The organism is Methylibium sp., from assembly GCF_013817345.1.
GTDB lineage: Bacteria > Pseudomonadota > Gammaproteobacteria > Burkholderiales > Burkholderiaceae_C > Methylibium.
Map to the genome: position 1 here is coordinate 1 of NZ_JACDCW010000024.1, position 17,280 is coordinate 17,280.

At 68.1% G+C, this 17,280-nt stretch carries 14 protein-coding genes; 9 read left to right on the forward strand and 5 right to left on the reverse strand.

Features of this window, described 5'->3' with window-relative positions:
* Both H0W40_RS06590 and glgB read right to left on the reverse strand, forming a co-directional pair.
* On the reverse strand, positions 1–979 hold a 979-nt coding region (locus H0W40_RS06590; RefSeq protein WP_292444504.1), incomplete at its 3' end, for a maltotransferase domain-containing protein.
* Positions 966–2,837, reverse strand: coding sequence for a 1,4-alpha-glucan branching protein GlgB (glgB, locus tag H0W40_RS06595; RefSeq protein WP_292444507.1), 1,872 nt, complete (start codon positions 2,835–2,837; stop codon positions 966–968). The genes H0W40_RS06590 and glgB, both read right to left, overlap by 14 nt.
* A gap of 152 nt (positions 2,838–2,989) precedes the next feature.
* Here glgB and H0W40_RS06600 point away from each other — a divergent pair, with 152 nt between their 5' ends.
* The 5 genes from H0W40_RS06600 to H0W40_RS06620 all read left to right on the forward strand — a co-directional run bounded on the left by H0W40_RS06600 (position 2,990) and on the right by H0W40_RS06620 (position 8,525).
* Positions 2,990–3,976: a tripartite tricarboxylate transporter substrate binding protein gene (locus tag H0W40_RS06600; protein WP_292444510.1), complete on the forward strand. Its 987-nt coding sequence runs from the start codon at positions 2,990–2,992 to the stop codon at positions 3,974–3,976.
* 124 nt (positions 3,977–4,100) lie between these two features.
* The gene (locus tag H0W40_RS06605; RefSeq protein ID WP_292444513.1) at positions 4,101–4,370 is read left to right on the forward strand and encodes a hypothetical protein; all 270 of its coding nucleotides are present in this window, start codon (positions 4,101–4,103) and stop codon (positions 4,368–4,370) included.
* Positions 4,371–4,562: 192 nt separating this feature from the next.
* Positions 4,563–5,855 (forward strand): PQQ-dependent sugar dehydrogenase, encoded by a 1,293-nt coding sequence (locus tag H0W40_RS06610; RefSeq protein WP_292444516.1) that lies wholly within the window; start codon positions 4,563–4,565, stop codon positions 5,853–5,855.
* 321 nt (positions 5,856–6,176) lie between these two features.
* Complete coding sequence (locus tag H0W40_RS06615; protein ID WP_292444518.1) at positions 6,177–7,655, forward strand: SulP family inorganic anion transporter; 1,479 nt, start codon at positions 6,177–6,179, stop codon at positions 7,653–7,655.
* Positions 7,656–7,667: 12 nt separating this feature from the next.
* The gene (locus H0W40_RS06620; protein ID WP_292444520.1) at positions 7,668–8,525 is read left to right on the forward strand and encodes a universal stress protein; all 858 of its coding nucleotides are present in this window, start codon (positions 7,668–7,670) and stop codon (positions 8,523–8,525) included.
* Positions 8,526–8,620: 95 nt separating this feature from the next.
* Here H0W40_RS06620 and H0W40_RS06625 read toward each other — a convergent pair whose 3' ends face one another.
* From H0W40_RS06625 to H0W40_RS06635, 3 genes are all read right to left on the reverse strand, one after another.
* Positions 8,621–10,222 carry a gamma-glutamyltransferase family protein gene (locus tag H0W40_RS06625; RefSeq protein WP_292444522.1) on the reverse strand — a complete coding sequence of 534 codons (1,602 nt, stop codon included), beginning with the start codon at positions 10,220–10,222 and terminating at the stop codon, positions 8,621–8,623.
* A gap of 40 nt (positions 10,223–10,262) precedes the next feature.
* Positions 10,263–11,315: a tripartite tricarboxylate transporter substrate binding protein gene (locus H0W40_RS06630; RefSeq protein ID WP_292444524.1), complete on the reverse strand. Its 1,053-nt coding sequence runs from the start codon at positions 11,313–11,315 to the stop codon at positions 10,263–10,265.
* Positions 11,316–11,497: 182 nt separating this feature from the next.
* Complete coding sequence (locus H0W40_RS06635; RefSeq protein WP_292444527.1) at positions 11,498–12,277, reverse strand: IclR family transcriptional regulator; 780 nt, start codon at positions 12,275–12,277, stop codon at positions 11,498–11,500.
* A gap of 164 nt (positions 12,278–12,441) precedes the next feature.
* On the opposite strand from H0W40_RS06635, the gene H0W40_RS06640 reads away from it, so the two are divergent.
* The 4 genes from H0W40_RS06640 (at position 12,442) to H0W40_RS06655 (ending at position 17,253) form a co-directional block, all read left to right on the forward strand.
* Positions 12,442–14,064, forward strand: a complete 1,623-nt coding sequence (locus tag H0W40_RS06640; protein WP_292444529.1) for a choline dehydrogenase — start codon at positions 12,442–12,444, stop codon at positions 14,062–14,064.
* A gap of 63 nt (positions 14,065–14,127) precedes the next feature.
* Positions 14,128–15,261 carry a TRAP transporter substrate-binding protein gene (locus tag H0W40_RS06645; RefSeq protein WP_292444531.1) on the forward strand — a complete coding sequence of 378 codons (1,134 nt, stop codon included), beginning with the start codon at positions 14,128–14,130 and terminating at the stop codon, positions 15,259–15,261.
* A gap of 83 nt (positions 15,262–15,344) precedes the next feature.
* The gene (locus H0W40_RS06650; protein ID WP_292444532.1) at positions 15,345–15,902 is read left to right on the forward strand and encodes a TRAP transporter small permease subunit; all 558 of its coding nucleotides are present in this window, start codon (positions 15,345–15,347) and stop codon (positions 15,900–15,902) included.
* Positions 15,903–15,942: 40 nt separating this feature from the next.
* Positions 15,943–17,253 carry a TRAP transporter large permease subunit gene (locus tag H0W40_RS06655; protein WP_292444533.1) on the forward strand — a complete coding sequence of 437 codons (1,311 nt, stop codon included), beginning with the start codon at positions 15,943–15,945 and terminating at the stop codon, positions 17,251–17,253.
* Positions 17,254–17,280: the final 27 nt, after the last annotated feature.

Sequence of the window (17,280 nt, forward strand, 5' to 3'; positions counted from 1 at the left end):
CGGGCGCGCACTGGAACGCGATGTCGAGCGCGATCTCGATGCCCAGTTCGCCCGCCTTCGCGACGAGGCGGCGGAAGTCCTCGGCCGTGCCCAGCTCGGGCAGGATCGCGGTGTGGCCGCCCTCGGCGGCGCCGATCGCCCACGGGCTGCCGACGTCGCCGTCGTCGGGCACCAGCGTGTTGTTCCTGCCCTTGCGCTTGACGCGGCCGATCGGATGGATCGGCGGGAAGTACAGGACGTCGAAGCCGAGTTCGGCCACGTAGGGCAGGCGGGCCTCGACGTCGCGCAGGGTGCCGTGACGCCCGGGTTCGGGCGAGGTCGAGCGCGGGAACAGCTCGTACCAGGTGCTGTGACGCGCACGTTCCCGGTCGGCCACTACCGGCAGCTCGAGTGCGAACACCGCCTGCAGGCTGCGATCGGGATGGCCGGCCGCAACAGTGGCCAGGGCCTCGTCCAGCGCCTGCGCCTTCAGCGACTCGGCGTCCTGCGCCGCATCGGCCGCACCCCGACGCAGCTTCACCGCCCAAGCGGCCAGTGCCTTGCGCTCGGCGCCGCGGGCGCGTGCGGCCGCGGCGTCGATCAGCCCGGCGCCGACCGCTGCCGCGAGGCGGATGTCTTCGGGGTCGACACGGCGCTGCAGCTCGTGGCGCCACGATTGGAAGTGATCGACCCACGCCGCCACGGTATAGACGTAGCGCCCGAGCGAAGCGAGCGGGAAGGCCGCGCGCCAGACGTCGTTGCCCTGCGGCGCCATCTCCACCTCGTTGAAGCGGACCTCGCCTTCGGCGCGCCAGCGCAGCATCACGCGCAGCGTGTCGTGGCCGTCGGCGAAGCAGTTCGCCTCGACCACCATCTCGTCGCCGATGACCCGCTTGACTGCGAAGCGCCCGCCATCGACCGAAGGCCGCACCGCCTCGACCACCGCGCGAACGCGGCCGTCGGCGCCGTCGCCGGGCTGCCGAGCGTCAGCGCGCTTCATGCCTGAGCACCAGAGTCGAGAGCGCCGGCAGCGTCAGCGACAGCGTGTGCGATCGCCCGCCCGCCGGCACCGGCGCCGACTGCACGCCGCCCAGGTTGCCCCAGCCCGAGCCGCCGTACAGCTTGGCGTCGCTGTTGAGGATCTCGCGCCAGATGCCGCTCTCGGGCGCGCCCACCACGTAGTTCGTGCGCGGCACCGGCGTGAAGTTGCAGGCCACGAGCAGCACGGCGCCGCCGGACGCCGGCCGGCGCAGGAAGACGAGGACGCTGTTGCCCGCGTCGTTGCCCTCGATCCACTCGAAACCGTCGGCTGAAAAATCCAACTGGTGCAGCGCCGGCTCGGTGCGGTACACGCGGTTGAGATCGGCGACGAAGCGCTGCACGCCTTCGTGCCCCGGCATGCCGGCCACTGCCCATTCGAGCTCGCCTTCGTGCGCCCATTCACGCCGCTGCGCGAACTCGCTGCCCATGAAGAGCAGCTTCTTGCCCGGGTGCCCCCACATCAGGCCGTACAGCGCGCGCAGGTTGGCGAACTGCTGCCAGTCGTCGCCCGGCATCTTGCCCATCAGCGAGCCCTTGCCGTACACCACCTCGTCGTGCGAGAGCGGCAGCACGAAGTTCTCGTTGAACGCATAGGCCAGCGAGAAGGTCAGCTGGTGGTGGTGGTGGCGGCGGTTGATCGGGTCCTGCCGCATGTAGGCCAGCGTGTCGTGCATCCAGCCCATGTTCCACTTCATGCCGAAGCCCAGGCCGCCCATCGAGGTGGGCCGCGAGACCATCGGCCAGGCGGTCGATTCCTCGGCAATCGTCAGCGTGTCGGGATGATCGCGATAGACGGCCTCGTTGAAGCGGCTCAGGAACTCGACCGCCTCCAGGTTCTCCCGGCCGCCATGGCGGTTGGGAATCCACTCGCCTTCGCCGCGACCGTAGTCGAGGTACAGCATCGACGCCACCGCATCGACGCGCAGGCCGTCGATGTGGTACTTGTCGAGCCAGAACAGCCCCGAAGACGCGAGGAAGCTGCGCACCTCGTGGCGGCCGTAGTTGAAGATGCTCGACTTCCACTCGGGGTGGAAGCCCTGGCGCGGATCGGCATGCTCGTACAGGTGCGTGCCGTCGAAGTACGACAGGCCGTGGCCGTCGGTCGGGAAGTGCGAGGGCACCCAGTCGAGGATCACGCCGATGCCGCGCTGGTGCAGGTGATCGACGAAGTACATGAAGTCCTGCGGCGTGCCGTAGCGCGCCGTTGGCGCGAAGTAGCCGGTGGTCTGGTAGCCCCACGATCCATAGAACGGATGCTCGGTGATCGGCATCAGCTCGACGTGCGTGAAACCGAGGTCACCGACGTAATCGGCCAGGGCGTGCGCGAGTTCGCGGTAGCCGAGGAAGCGCCCCTCGTGGCGGCGCCATGAACCCGCATGCACCTCGTATATCGACATCGGCGCGTCGAGCGCGTTCTTCGCGGCGCGCGTGGCCATCCACTGCGCGTCGCCCCAGTCGTAGTCGAGCGTCCAGGCGCGCGAGCCGGTGGCCGGCGGCAGCTCGGCGCAGAACGCGACCGGGTCGGCCTTGTCCGCGACGTGGGCGCCGTCCGGCGAGACGATGCGGTACTTGTACGCTTGGCCGCGTGTCACCCCGGCCACCTGGCCATGCCAGATGCCCGAGCCGTCTTCGCGCGGCTGCAGCGGCTGCGCGCGCGGGTCCCATCCGTTCCACTCGCCGATCACCGACACGGCGCCGGCGTTGGGCGCCCAGACCCCGAAGCGGGCGCCACCGTCGTTCAGGTGGCACCCCAGCTTGTCATGGATGCGAGAGTGCGAACCCTCGCGGAAAAGATAGACGTCGTGATCGCTCGGCATGTTGCTGGCCGCGAGGGCTCGTTTTGCGAAGACCGTAGCACAGCCCTCGGGCACGGACAACCGAGGTGCTCCGCGTTTTCCTGGGAACCCGTGCGCGTGCAGGTCGCGCACACTGTGTCGGGCCCCTCACTTCACACCCCTGGAAACCCTCGATGAACCGACTCCGATCGCTCCTGCCCTTGCTTTCTTGCGCCGCGGCCGCGGTCGCCGGCCTGACGCTCGCCTCGCCGGCGCTCGCGCAGGACTGGCCCAAACGGGAGCCGATCCGGCTGATCGCCGTCTTCCCGCCGGGTGGCTCGGTCGATCAGGTCGCGCGCATCCTGGCGCAGCCGTTGTCCAAGCAGCTCGGCCAAGACGTCATCGTGGAGAACCGCGGCGGCGCGTCGGGCTCGATCGGCACCGGTTCGGTGGCCACCGCGGCGCCGGACGGCTACACGTTCGCGGTGGTGTTCGACACGCACGGCGTCAACCCGAGCCTGAACCCGAACCTGCCGTTCGACACGGTCAAGGACTTGACCACCGTGTCGCTCCTGGGCACCGGCGCCATGGTGGTGACCACTCACGCCGACTCGCCCTACAAGACCTTCGCCGACGTGATGGCCGCAACCAAGGGCGGCAAGACCCTCAGCTACGGCAGCATCGGCTCGGGCAGCCTGGGCCACCTGGCAATCTCGCTGATGAGCAAGAGCGACTCGCTGGGCCTCGTGCACATCCCCTACCGCGGCGGCGGCCCGCTCATGAACGATGCCATCGCCGGCCATGTGCCGCTGGCCATCGGCTCGGTGTTCCTGTCCAAGCCGCACATCGACAGCAAGCGTTTGCGGGCCCTGGCCGTCACCACCAGCAAGCGCAGCGAGAACCTGCCCGACGTGCCCACGATCGCCGAGAGCGGCTTTGCCGGCTTCGACGCACCGGCCTGGTGGGCCGTGCTGGCCCCGGCGAAGACGCCGCAGAAGATCGTCAAGCGCATGAACGAGGAGATCAACAAGGCGCTGAAGTTGCCCGAGGTGGCGCAAAAGCTCGCGGCACAGGGCATCTCGGTGCGCACCGGCACGCCGCAGCAGGCACAGAGCTTCGTCGAGAACCAGATCGGCATCTGGTCCAAGGTGGTCAAGGACAACAACATCAAGGCCGAGTGAGGTGTCATCGGGCAACGCGGCGGCGGTGCTGACCGCAGCGGACCTTCGCGAACGCGTGCGCTCGACGGGCGGGGCGCCGCCCGACTGCGACTGCGCACGGCTGGTCTGCCCGGGGTGGGAGTCAGTGAGCAGCCCCGTAGGCGAGCCGTTGCTGGAGCGCCTGGGGTCGCTGCGAGCTCCAAGCGATGACGAGCCGACGCTGACCGAGCAGCACAGCGCGGGCAGCAGCTACTGGTCGCCGAACGCGCCGATCGCCACCGCGTTCTTCCCCTACAACCGATGCGAGGTCTGGCTGTGTCGGCGCTGCGCGCGCGGGTTCCTTCAGTACACGGAATACGGCGGCTACTACGTGGATCACCGGCTGCGCGAGATCGATCCTTCCCTGGTGGTTTGAAGCATTCCCGCCGCACGCATTGCCCGTGTCGTCTTGTCGGAGTGACAGGCCTGGCAGTCGCGCGCACCGGTCGCGCGGGCAGACTCGCGTCCTAACTCCTATAGTCGGCAAGCGTTCGCCATGAGCGATCGTTCGCGCGGTGTGCCGAGAGCCCACCGCATCGCACCAAAAGCAACATCGAGGAGACCCCGCATGAAAGAACCCGTCCGCTGGACGTTCACCAGCCTGGCCGCTGCAGCGCTGCTTGCCGCAGGCGTCGCTCAGGCACAGCCCAACAACATCGACAAGCTCAAGCAGTTCAAGGTTTCGGGCGTGGACCTGAACATCCCGCCGGTGCCGCAAGGCGGCAAGAACGCCGACGCCATCCGCAAGAACCTCGAGTTGATCAAACTGCCGCCGGGCTTCAAGATCGACCTGTTCGCGGTGGTGCCCGACGCGCGCCACATGGCGGTCGCGCCGAGCACGAACATGCTTTTCGTCGGCACCCGCAAGACCACCGTGTGGGCGGTGACCGACCGCAACTCCGACGGCGAGGCCGATGAGGTCAAGCCTTTCGCGCCCAGCCTGCAGTTCAAGGTGCCCAACGGCGTGTGCTGGACCAAAGACGGCTTCCTGATCGTCGCCGAGCACAACCGCATCCTCAACTTCCCCGCGGCCGAGTTCTTCTACGAAGGCCCCGACGTGGCGGTGATCGAGGTCGTGCCGCAGGGCAAGCTGATCCCGGTGGAGGAGGAATCGTTCAACCACGGCGCGCGGGTGTGCAAGGTGGGGCCGGACAACATGCTCTACGTCTCGCTCGGCCAGCCCTTCAACGTGCCGCCGCGCGACAAGCTCGACGTCTACAACGAGCACGGCATCGGTGGCATGGTGCGCATGAACGCCTTCGACGGCAGCAAGCGCGAGGTCTATGCCACCGGCATCCGCAACTCGGTGGGCCACGACTTCAATCCCAAGGACGGCACGCTCTGGTTCACCGACAACCAGACCGACGGCATGGGCGACGACATCCCGATGGGTGAGATCAACCGCATCACCAAGGCTGGACAGTTCTTCGGCTACCCGTGGATCCAGGGCAAGACGCGCATCACCGAGCACGGCTACGACAAGGACCCGCTGCCCGCCAACGTGACCGCCGCGCAGGTGCTCACCGAGGCGCATGCGGCCGACCTGGGCATGGCCTTCTACACCGGCAAGCAGTTCCCGGCGAAGTACCGGGGCGGTTTCTTCTCGGCGCAGCACGGCGCGTGGAATCGCACCAAGCCGAACGGCGGGCTCGTGCTGTTCACCTCGCTCAAGCCCGACGGCACCGCCGACAAGACCGAGGTGTTCGCCTCCGGCTGGCTCGACGGCGAGACCGGCCTGCTGCGCGGCCGCCCGGTCGACGTGGCGCCGATGAAGGACGGCTCGCTGCTGGTCTCGGACGACTACGCCGGCGCGATCTACCGCATCAGCTACGGTGGCGAAGCCAAGGCGGCGGCACGCTGAGTTCGCCTTGATTCACCGGCGCTGCTGCGCCACGGCCGGGGCCTTGCGCCCCGGCTTTTCTTTGTGCGAAATCCCCCGCCGCGTCGCGCTGCGAAGGCCACCTTCTAGAATGCTGCAGTGCAAAAACTCATTGCCCAGCGCTGCTGCCTCCCCGCGTCGTATCCGGGGTGCAGCCTGCCCCGCGGATTCTTCTGCAACGTGACGCCGCCCTAGGCGTTTACCGAGGCCCGCCCGGGCCTGCTGTCCTGCCGCGCCGATCGAGTGCGGCTTACTTCTCTCTCTTGAACTCGCGCCCGCGCCTCGCTGGGCGCTGCTGCATCCATGTCGACTTCCCATCTGCGCCGAGACTGGCTTTCCAACGTCCGCGGCGATCTGCTTGCCGGCCTGGTCGTGGCCCTGGCCCTCATCCCCGAGGCGATCGCCTTTTCCATCATCGCCGGCGTCGACCCCAAGGTCGGTCTCTACGCATCGTTCAGCATCGCCGTCATCATCGCCTTCACGGGCGGGCGTCCCGGCATGATCTCGGCGGCCACGGGCGCCATGGCGCTGCTCATGGTCACGCTCGTCAAGGAGCACGGCCTGCAGTACCTGCTGGCTGCCACCGTGCTTACCGGCGTGTTGCAGATGCTGGCCGGCGCGCTGCGAATGGGCTCGCTGATGCGCTTCGTCTCGCGCTCGGTGATCACCGGCTTCGTCAACGCGCTGGCGATCCTGATCTTCATGGCGCAATTGCCCGAGCTCACCGGCGTGAGCTGGGTCGTCTATGCAATGACGGCCGCGGGCCTTGCGCTCATCTACGGCATGCCCTACCTCACCCGGGCCGTACCGTCGCCGCTGGTCACGATCGTCGTGCTGACCGCCGTGGCCCTGGCGCTCGATCTCGACATCCGCACGGTCGGCGATATGGGCCAGTTGCCCGACAGCCTGCCCGTCTTCCTGCTGCCCGAGGTGCCGCTGAACTGGCAGACATTGCAGATCGTGCTGCCCTATTCGGTCACGCTGGCCGTGGTCGGCCTGCTCGAGTCGATGATGACGGCCTCCATCGTCGATGAGTTGACCGACACATCGAGCGACAAGAACCGCGAGTGCGTCGGCCAGGGCGTGGCGAACGTCGCCACCGGTTTCATCGGCGGCATGGCAGGCTGCGCCATGATCGGCCAGTCGGTCATCAACGTGAAGTCGGGCGGCCGCGGGCGCCTCTCGGCGTTGGCGGCGGGGGTCTTCCTGCTGGTGATGGTGGTCTTTCTCGGCGACTGGGTCGCGCGCATCCCGATGGCAGCGCTCGTGGCCGTGATGATCATGGTCGCGATCGGCACCTTCAACTGGGAGTCGATCCGCAAGCTGCGCGAGCACCCGCCGAGTTCTTCGGTCGTGATGATCGCCACCGTGATCGTGACCGTCTCGACGCACGATCTCGCCAAGGGCGTGTTCGTCGGCGTGCTGCTGTCGGGCCTGTTCTTCGCGCACAAGGTCGGCCACATCCTGCGCGTGGACCGCGGCATCAGCGAAGACGGCCGGCTGCGCACCTACGGCGTGGTGGGGCAGGTGTTCTTCGCTTCCTCCGAGCGGCTCATTGCCGCCTTCGACTTCAGGGAGGTGGTCGACCGCGTGCGCATCGACGTGAGCCGGGCGCACTTCTGGGACATCACCGCCGTCAGTGCGCTCGACAAGATCGTGCTCAAGTTCAAGCGCGAAGGCACCGAGGTGGAAGTCGTCGGACTAAACGAAGCGAGCGCCACGCTGATGGACCGCTTCGCGGTGCACGACAAGCCGGGCGCGGTCGAGCAACTGATGCATTGAGGAGTTCGACGAATGGACAAGGTCTACGGCTGCATCGACGGCCTCGCGAACACCGACGCCGTGATCCACTGGGCCGCCTGGTCGGCCTGCCGCCTGGAGGCGCCGCTGGAGTTCCTGCACGTGCTGGAGCGCCACCCCGAGCATGCCGAGGTCACCGACTTCAGCGGCGCGATCGGCCTGGGTGCGCAGGAGTCGTTGCTGCAGGCGCTGAGCGAGCAGGACGAACAGCGCAGCCGGCAGGCGCGTGAAGCCGGCCGGCGGCTTCTGGCGCACGCCCGCGAGCGGGCCGCCGCAGCGGGCGCGACCCGGCTCGATGCTCGCCTGCGGCACGGCGAGTTCGTTGAGACGGTGACGGAAATGCAGGGCGACGCCGGCCTCTTCGTGCTGGGCGAGCATTACCACGCCAGCGGCCCGGCCAGACTGCACGGCGAGCACCATGTGGAGCAGGTCATCCGTGCGGTACGCCGGCCGATCCTGGTCGCCACCGCCGAAGCCTTCGAGGCACCTCGAAGGGTGGTGGTCGCCTTCGACGGCAGCGTCATGGCGCGCCGGGCGGTGACGGCGCTCAGCAGGAACAAGCTCGCAGCCGGACTCCCCGTGCTGGTGGCAAGGGTTGGCGACGACACCGCCGCCGCGCGCCGGCAGCTCGAAGAGGCGCGCACGACGCTGAGCGCCGCCGGCCTTGTGGCCGAGACTGAACTGGTGCCCGGTGAACCTCAGCGGGTGCTGCCGACGCTCGTCAAGGCGCAGGGGCCGGCGCTGCTGGTCATGGGTGCCTACGGACACTCGCGGCTGCGCCAGCTTCTTCTGGGCAGCACCACCACCACGCTGCTGCGGCTGAGCGATGTGCCGGTGCTGATCTTGCGCTGACATCGGCTAGGGCGAGCGGTGCTTTGCGGGAAAGCGCCGCGTCGATCAAGCCGCCACCGAATCCGCGGAATCGGCGCGGAGGAGCAAGCCCTTCTTCAGCAGCCCACCGCCTGCCCGTCTCGCCGGTGGTCGGAGCCCGCCGCATAGGCGGCCTGCGGCCCACCCACGGTGTCGGCATCCAGCCGCACCACGAGCTGGGCACTGCCGAACTCCAGGTTATCCGGCGCCGCGATCTGCGGCGCATGGCCCATCGCGGTCAAGCCTTCGATCACGATGGCGTCCACGGTCGGCTCCAGCGTTAACGCCCCCACATCGTTGATCCGCCAGCGCGGCGCATCCGAGCAGGCCTGCGGATCGAGCCCTTCAGCCACCCGCCGCAGCACCATCTGCGTGTGCCCCTGCGCCTGCATGTTGCCGCCCATGACGCCGAAGGCCATGACCGGCGCGCCGTCCTTCGTCATGAAGGCCGGGATGATGCTGTGCAACGGCCGCTTGCCGCCATCGACCTCGTTGGGGTGGCCCGGCGTGGTGACGAAGCCCATGCCGCGGTTGTGCAGCGCAATGCCGGTGCCCGGGACCACCACGCCCGAGCCGAAGCCCTTGTAGTTGGACTGGATGAACGAGACCATGCGGCCCTCGGCGTCGGCCGTGCACAGGTACACCGTGCCGCCGCTCGGCGGCTGCCCCGGCGCGTAGCTGCCGCTGCGGCGCGGATCGATACCGCGCGCACGTTCGCGCAGGTAGGACGCATCGAGAAGTTGCGCTGCGCTCACGCGCATATGCGCGGGGTCGGCCACGTGCGCCTGGAGGTCGGCAAAGGCCATGCGCATGGCCTCGATCTCGAGGTGCATGCGTGCGGCCGAACCGGGCGCGGTGTCGGCATAGGGCAGGTGCTCGAGCAGGCCCAGCGCCATGAGCGCAGCGATGCCCTGCCCGTTGGGCGGGATCTCGTGGACGGTGTGGCCCTGGTAGTCGATGCCGATCGGCTCGACCCATTCACATCGGTGCGCGCGCAGATCATCGAAGCTCAGCGCCGCGCCATGCGAAGCCGCGAAGGCGGCAACTGCCTCCCCGAGCCGGCCTTCGTAGAACGCAGCACCGCGCGTGCGGGCGATTTCTTCCAGCGTGCGCGCCTGGTCGTCGAAGCGCCACATCTCGCCGACCCGCGGCGCACGGCCGCCCGGCATGAAAGCATCGAAGCCCGGCTGGCTGCCCAGGTCGACGACGGCCTGCGCCCACTGCCGGCCGATCACCGGGCTGACCCGAAAACCGTCGCGCGCGTGCCGCAAGGCATCCACGAACAAGTCTTCGAAAGGGAGTGCCCCGAAACGCTCGGACAGCGCCACCCAGCTCGAAACGACGCCCGGTACGGTGACGCTCTCCCAGCCGATCTTCGGCATCTCGGCCTGGCCCGCGAAACGCTGCGGATTCCAGGCCGCCGGCGCACGGCCGCAGGCGTTCAGGCCATGCAGCCCCTGCCCGTCCCACACCAGCGCGAAAGCATCGCCGCCGATGCCGTTCATGGTCGGCTCGACGACCGTCAGGGTGATGGCCGCGGCCAACGCCGCATCGATGGCGTTGCCGCCACGCGCGAACACCGCGGCACCAGCCTGCGCGGCCAGCGGCTGCGAAGTCGCCACGACGTTGCGCGCGAACACGGGCTGGCGCCCGCTGGTGGGAGGGAACTGACACTTCATGGGACGGGGCTTTCGGCTTGCCTGGGCGGGGCGTGATCGATCAACGGATGGTGACGTTGGCGGTCTTGATGACTTCGCCCCACTTGCTGCGCTCGGCCTTCGTCACGGCGGCCAGCTTGGCGGGATCGCCGTGCTGGATCGCATAGCCCTGCTGGACCAGCGCCTTGCCGAGCTCCGGGTCGGCCAGCACCTTGGTGAGGTCTGCGTTGAGCCGCTTGACGATGTCCGGCGGCGTGCCCTTGGGCACGAACAGGCCGAACCAGTTGTCCACGTCGTAGCCGGGCACACCGCCTTCGGCCACGGTGGGCAGGTCGGGGAAGGCCGGCACGCGCTGCGTGGCGGCCACGGCCAGCGCGCGCAGCTTGCCCGCCTTCACGTGCACCATCGAGGCGGCCACGCTGTCGAACATGAAGGACACGGTGCCCGCCAGCAGGTCGGGCAGCGCCTGCGAGCTGCCCTTGTACGGAATGTGCGTGAGCTTGAGGTTCAGGCGCTGCGCGAGGAGCTCGGTTTCCAGGTGCGACAGCGTGCCGTTGCCCTGCGAGGCGTAGGTCACCTTGCCGTCGTTGGCCTTGAGCCACTGGATGAATTCCGGCAGCGTCTTGGCCGGCACCGAGGGGTGCACGTTGAGCATGTGCGCGCCGTTGGCCAGAAGCGAGACCGGCTCGAAATCGCGCGTGATGTCGGAGGTCGCGTTCGGATAAAGATGGCCGGCGATGGCCTGGTTGGTGAGCGCGCACAGGAAAAGGTGGTAGCCGTCGGGCGCAGACTGCGCCGCGTTCTCCAGACCGATCATGCCGCCGGCGCCGGGCTTGTTTTCCACGACGACCTGCTGGCCGAGCGTATCGCCCAGTCGCTGCGCGACGGCGCGCGCCAGGATGTCGGTGGCGCCCGCTGGCGGAAAGGCGATGACCATGCGCACGGTCTTCGACGGATAGTCCTGCGCGCTGGCAAGCAATGGCCAGCCGGCAAGCACTCCCCCCGCCGACAAGGCGACACCGCCGGCCAGGCCCAACGCGCGGCGCCTCGAAAGCGCCGGTGCATCGTGGTCGCTCGGGCTGCTGATGTCGGAAGGGAAAGACTTGTCGTTCATGTCGGACCTTTGCTGGATGTGAGGTGGACGTCGGTCCTGGCGCGCAGGTAGTGCGGGCACAGAGTGCGACCCCTTGAAGCCGGCGCCGGTCGGCGCGAGCCACCCGGAAACTTACGCGACGCAGCCGCACCGGCAGTCCCGTTTTCCGCAAAAACGTTTTCAGCGGCCGCAGCCGGCGGCAGTCAAAGCAACGCGCTCATCTTCACGGCGGCTTCCCGCAACGCCGCCAGCTTCTTCAGCGCCGCATCGAGCGTCAACCGCGCCGAAGGCGCATGCACGGCAATGGCGGCGCGTGCGCGGCCTTGCGGGTCCAGCACCGGCACGGCCACGGCGATCAGGCCGAGGATGAACTCTTCGCGGTCGACCGAGCAGCCGCGCTCGGCAATCTGTTCGCATTCGGCGCGCAGGGCCTTGCGCGATGTCAGGGTGTTGGCGGTCAGGCGCTGCAGCGGCAGGTGCGCGAGCAAGGCCTCGCGCTGCTCGCGCGGCATCAGGGCGAGAAAGAGCTTGCCGCTGGCGGTGCAGTGCAGCGGCACGTGCACGCCCACGTCCAGCGTGAGGCGCCAGGGCCAGGGGGCTTCCACGCGATCGAGATAAAGCACGCTGGCGCCGTCGAGGGTCGTGAAGTTGCAGGTTTCGCCGATCTGCGCCACCAGCTCGGCCAGCACCACGTGGCGCAGGCCGCGCACGCTGTCGTGGTTGAGCGTGTCGAGCGCGAGCTGGCGCAGTGCGGGGCCGGCGACGAAGAAGCGCTCGTCGATCTCGCGGGCAAGGAACCCGCTTTCGAGTAGCTGCGCGCACAAGCGGTGCGCCGTGGCCTTGGGGAGCCCGAGATGCGTCGCCAGGTCGGCCAACGACAACGCACGGCCCGCACTCGCCAGCGCGGCCAGCAGGCGCAGGCTGCGCTCGGCAGAGGAGCCGGTGGCTGCCGTGGTTGGTCGGGTCTCTGGAGGTCGTTCCATGCGGGTAAACAGCTATCGCCGGAACATTGTGTTCCGTTTTCTTTGATCCTAGGATGGGGTTTATCGGAACCGGACGTTCCGATTTATCGGGCGAAGACCGCCCTCCCCGTCCAGCGATTCGGCCATCGCGCCGTGGTCGCCTGCTCGTTCGCGCGAAAGACGTGATGTCCGAAGACTTCGACTACATCGTGGTGGGTGCGGGCTCGGCGGGTTGCGTGCTGGCCGCGCGGCTGAGCGAAGACCCGGCCACGCGCGTGCTGTTGCTGGAAGCCGGACCGCGCGACCGCTCGCCGTGGATCCACCTGCCCATCGGCTATGGCAAGACCATGTGGAACGCCAAGTACAACTGGTGCTTCCACACCGATCCCGACCCCGGCATGAACGGGCGGCGCATCTACTGGCCGCGCGGCAAGACGCTCGGTGGCTCGAGCTCGATCAACGGCCTGATCTACATCCGCGGCCAGCGCGAGGACTACGACCACTGGGCCGCGCTCGGTAACACCGGCTGGGGCTTTGAGGACGTGCTGCCGTACTTCATCCGCTCCGAAGGCAACCAGCGCGGCGCCAGCAGCTACCACGGCGGCAGCGGCCCGTTGCGCGTGTCCGACATCGGCGCGAAGCACGAACTGATCGAGGCCTTCATCGGCGGCGCCAACGAGATCGGCGTGCCCCGGACTGACGACTTCAACGGCGCGAGCCAGGAAGGCGCCGGCTACTTCCAGCTCAACACCTGGAAGGGCTGGCGCTGCAGCACGGCCAAGGCCTATCTCGGCCCGGCCCGGCGCCGCCCGAACCTGCGCATCGCCACCGAAGCGCAGGCCACCAGCGTGGTGTTCGAGGGCCGGCGCGCGGTCGGCGTGCGCTACCGGCAAGGCGGCATGTCCCGGCAGGCGCGCGGCCGCGCCGAAGTGCTGCTGGCGGCCGGCGCGCTGCAGTCGCCGCAGCTCCTGCAGTTGTCGGGCGTCGGCCCGAGGCCGCTGCTCGAACGGCATGGCATCCCGGTCGTCCATGCCTTGCCCGGCGTCGGCGAGAACCTGCAGGACCACCTTCAGATCCGCCTGAACTACGAGTGCACGCGTCCGGTCACCACCAACGACCAGCTCAATTCATGGCTTGGGCAGATGCGCATCGGCCTGCAGTGGCTGCTCTTTCGCACCGGGCCGCTGGCGATCGGCATCAACCAGGCCGGCTGCTTCATGCATGCGCTGCACCGCGCCGACGGCACGCGCGAGGCCGCCACGCCCGACATCCAGTTCCACGTCGCCACGCTTTCGGCGGACATGGCCGGCGGCGCGGTGCACCCGTTCTCGGGCTTCACGCTGTCGGTGTGCCAGTTGCGGCCCGAAGCGCGCGGGCATGTGCGCCTGCGCAGCACCGACCCGTTCGAGCCGCCGGAGATGCAGCCCTACTACCTTTCGACCGAGCTCGATCGCCGCACCAACGTGGCCGCCGTGCGAGCCGCGCGGGCGATCGCCGCCGCGCCGGCGATGCGCCCGTACGTGAAACGCGAAGTCAAGCCGGGGCCCGAGGCCTCGACCGACGCAGAACTCCTGGAGTTCTGCCGCAACCACGGCGCCACGATCTTCCACCCGAGCGGCACCTGCAAGATGGGCAGCGATGCGCTCGCGGTCGTCGACGTGCGGCTGCGCGTGCACGGCCTGGCCGGCTTGCGCGTGATCGACTGTTCGGTGATGCCGACGCTCGTGTCCGGCAACACCAACGCGCCGGCCGTGATGCTGGCCGAGAAGGCGGTGGACATGATCCGCGAGGACGCCATGCACGGGTAGACAAGCGCAAGGGTGAAGGCCTGTTCGGGCCTTCGGTGTTCGGGTGACAACAGGAGAAATGAAATGGCTGGAGAGACGACGAGACTGACACGACGGCGGGCGCTCGGCGCCGGCGCGGCGGCACTGGCATCGGCCGGCGCGCTGGCGACCGGCCCGGCCAGGGCGCAAGGCGTCACAAGCATGAAGATCCAGACGGCGGTGCCGACGTCGAGCATCTATTTCGATCTGATGAAACGCTTCGGCGAGCGCTGCGACAAGATGTCCAACGGGCGCCTGAAGATGGAAATGCTGCCCGACGGCGCCGTGGTCAACGCCTTCGAGATGCTCGACGCCGTGGACAAGGGCGTGGTCGACGGCGGCTATTCCTGGGCCCACTACTGGTCGGGCAAGAACAGCGCCGCGGGGCTGTTCTCCAACCCGGCCGCCGGCGGAGGCACCGGCATGGACCAGCTCTCGCACGTGGCCTGGCTGATGCAGGGCGGCGGCAATGCGCTCTACAAGCGGTTCTACGCCGACGTGCTCAAGGTCAACGTCGAGCCCTTCATGCTGCAGCCCATGGGGCCCGACCCGCTCGGCTGGTTCAAGACGCCGATCTCGTCGCTCGAGGACATGAGGAAGCTCAAGTACCGCGCGCCACCGGGGCTGGTGGGCGAAATCTTCAAGGAGATGGGCATCAACGCGGTGGCCATGCCGGGCGGCGAAATCGTTCCCGCCGCGCAGCGCGGCGTGATCGACGCGGCCGAGTGGATCGGGCCGGCCGACGACGTGGCGCTGGGCTTTCACACCGTGTTCAAGCACTACTACCTGCAGGGCCTGCACCAGTCCACCGACGTGGGCGAAGTGCTGATCAACAAGGCGGTGTGGAACAAGCTGCCTGCCGACCTGAAAGCCGTGGTCGAGGGTTCGGCGATGGCCACGATGATGGAAACCTACAGCTACAACGTCCACCGCAACGCGCAGGCGCTGCAGCGGCTGAAGACGGAGTTCAAGATCACCGTGCACGACACGCCGAAGGACATCTTCCCCGCCTTCATCAAGGCGACCAACCTTGTCTACGACCGCGAGGCCGGCAAGAACCCGTTCTTCAAGGAAGTGCTCGAGTCGCAGCGCGCGTTCGCGAAGATCGTGGTGCCGTACTGGAACAAGATCAACGGCCTGTATTTCAACCTGGGCATGGAGTCGCCCAACGCCGTCTGAGCGTTGCGGCTTTCAGCGCAGCGATGTCCGTGCATCGCTGCGCGTTCTTTCTTTTCATTCCGGCCGATCCGTGAAAGCTGAACATGAACCACCGGGATAGCGGATTCGCGCGCACGGCGCGCCGCCTCGACCAGATTGCGCTGGCTTCCGGGCACATCACCGCCTGGCTCATCCTGCCGATGGTGCTGTCGCTGACCTACGAAGTGGTGTCGCGCTACGTGTTCAACGCACCCACCGAATGGGCCTACGACATGACCTTCATGCTGTACGGGAGCTTCTTCATGCTCGGCGCGGCCTACACGCTGCAGCGCAAAGGCCACGTGCGCACCGATCTGCTCTACACGGGGTGGTCGCCGCGCCGGCAGGCCGTGACCGATCTCGCCTGCTACCTCGTCATGTTCCTGCCCTTCGTCGGCGTCTTCGTGTTCACCGGCTGGGGCTACTTCGAGAAGGCCTGGACCAACAACGAAACCTTCGTCAGCAGTTCCTGGCGACCGATCACCTGGCCGTTCCGCCTGGCCATGCCGCTGGCCGGCGTGCTGCTGCTGATCCAGGGACTGAGCGAGTGCCTCAAGTGCATTCACACGCTGCGCGCCGGCGAATGGCCCGACCCGGCCCCCGTGCCCGAGGTGGACGCATGAACCGCCTGTCTGCAGTGAAGACCGAAGCCGGAGCCCCCCGATGAGCAATGAAATCCTGGGCATCGCGGCGCTCTGTGTGCTGTTCGGCGTCATCTTCATCGGCTTTCCGATTTCCTTCACCCTCGGCGCCGTCTCGCTGGCCACCGGCTTCATCGCGCTGGGGCCGGTGGTGTTCGACCTGGCCGTCCTGCAGACCTACTCGGTCATGCGCGACACGGTGCTCGCGTCGATCCCCTTCTTCCTGTTCATGGGCTTCCTGCTCGAACAGTCGGGGTTGGTCGAGCGCCTGTTCAAAGGCATCCAGCAGCTGCTGGCCGGCGTGCGCGGCTCGCTCTACATCGCCGTGCTCGTCACCGCCACCATCTTCGCGGCGGCGACCGGCATCGTCGGCTCCGCCGTCACGCTGCTCGGCGTGATGGCCGGGCCTTCGATGATCAAGAGCGGCTACGACGCGAAGATGAGCGCCGGCGCCATCGCCGCCGGCGGCACGCTGGGCATCCTGATCCCGCCCAGCGTGATGCTGATCGTGATGGGGCCGGTGGTGGGCGTGCCCGCCACCGACCTCTTCGCCGCGGCCGTGCTGCCCGGGCTGCTGCTCTCCACTTTGTTCACGCTGTGGTGCCTGGTGCGCTGCTGGATCAACCCGTCGCTCGGCCCGGCGCTGCCGATGGAGATGCGCGCCCCGTCGCTCGGGCCGGTGGTGATGGATCTGGTGCTGGGAGTGCTGCCGGTCGTCGTGGTCATCATGGCCACGCTCGGCGTGATCCTGTTCGGCATCGCCACGCCGACCGACGCAGGCGCCGTCGGTTGCTTCGCCACCTTCGTGCTCACGGTGGGCTCGGGCCGCATGACGTTCGCGAAGATCCGCAAGTCGGCCTACCAGACGCTCGAAGTCTCCAGCATGATCCTGCTGCTGGTGGCGGCGTCGAACCTGTTCGGCTCGGTGTTCTCTCGCCTGGGCAGCCCGCAGTACATGGCCGAATGGCTGCTCAGCCTGTCGCTGCCGCCGACGATGATGCTGGTGCTCATCCTCGCGCTGATCTTCGTGCTGGGCTGGCCGCTCGAATGGGTGCCGATCGTGCTGATCGTCATACCGGTCGTGCTGCCGATCGTGCAGGCGGCGGGCATCGACCTGATCTGGTTCTGCACGCTGGTCGCGGTGACGCTGCAGACGGCCTGGCTCTCACCGCCGGTCGCCTTGTCGGCGTATTTCCTGAAGGGCGTGGTGCCGCAGTGGGAGCTCAAGCAGATCTACGCCGGCATGGTGCAGTTCATGATCCTGCAGGTGATCGCGGTCGGGTTGCTGCTGCTGTTCCCGAAGCTCGCCACGTGGTTGCCGGGGGTCAACTGACGGCGCGGATCGATCCCCGCTCGCTCG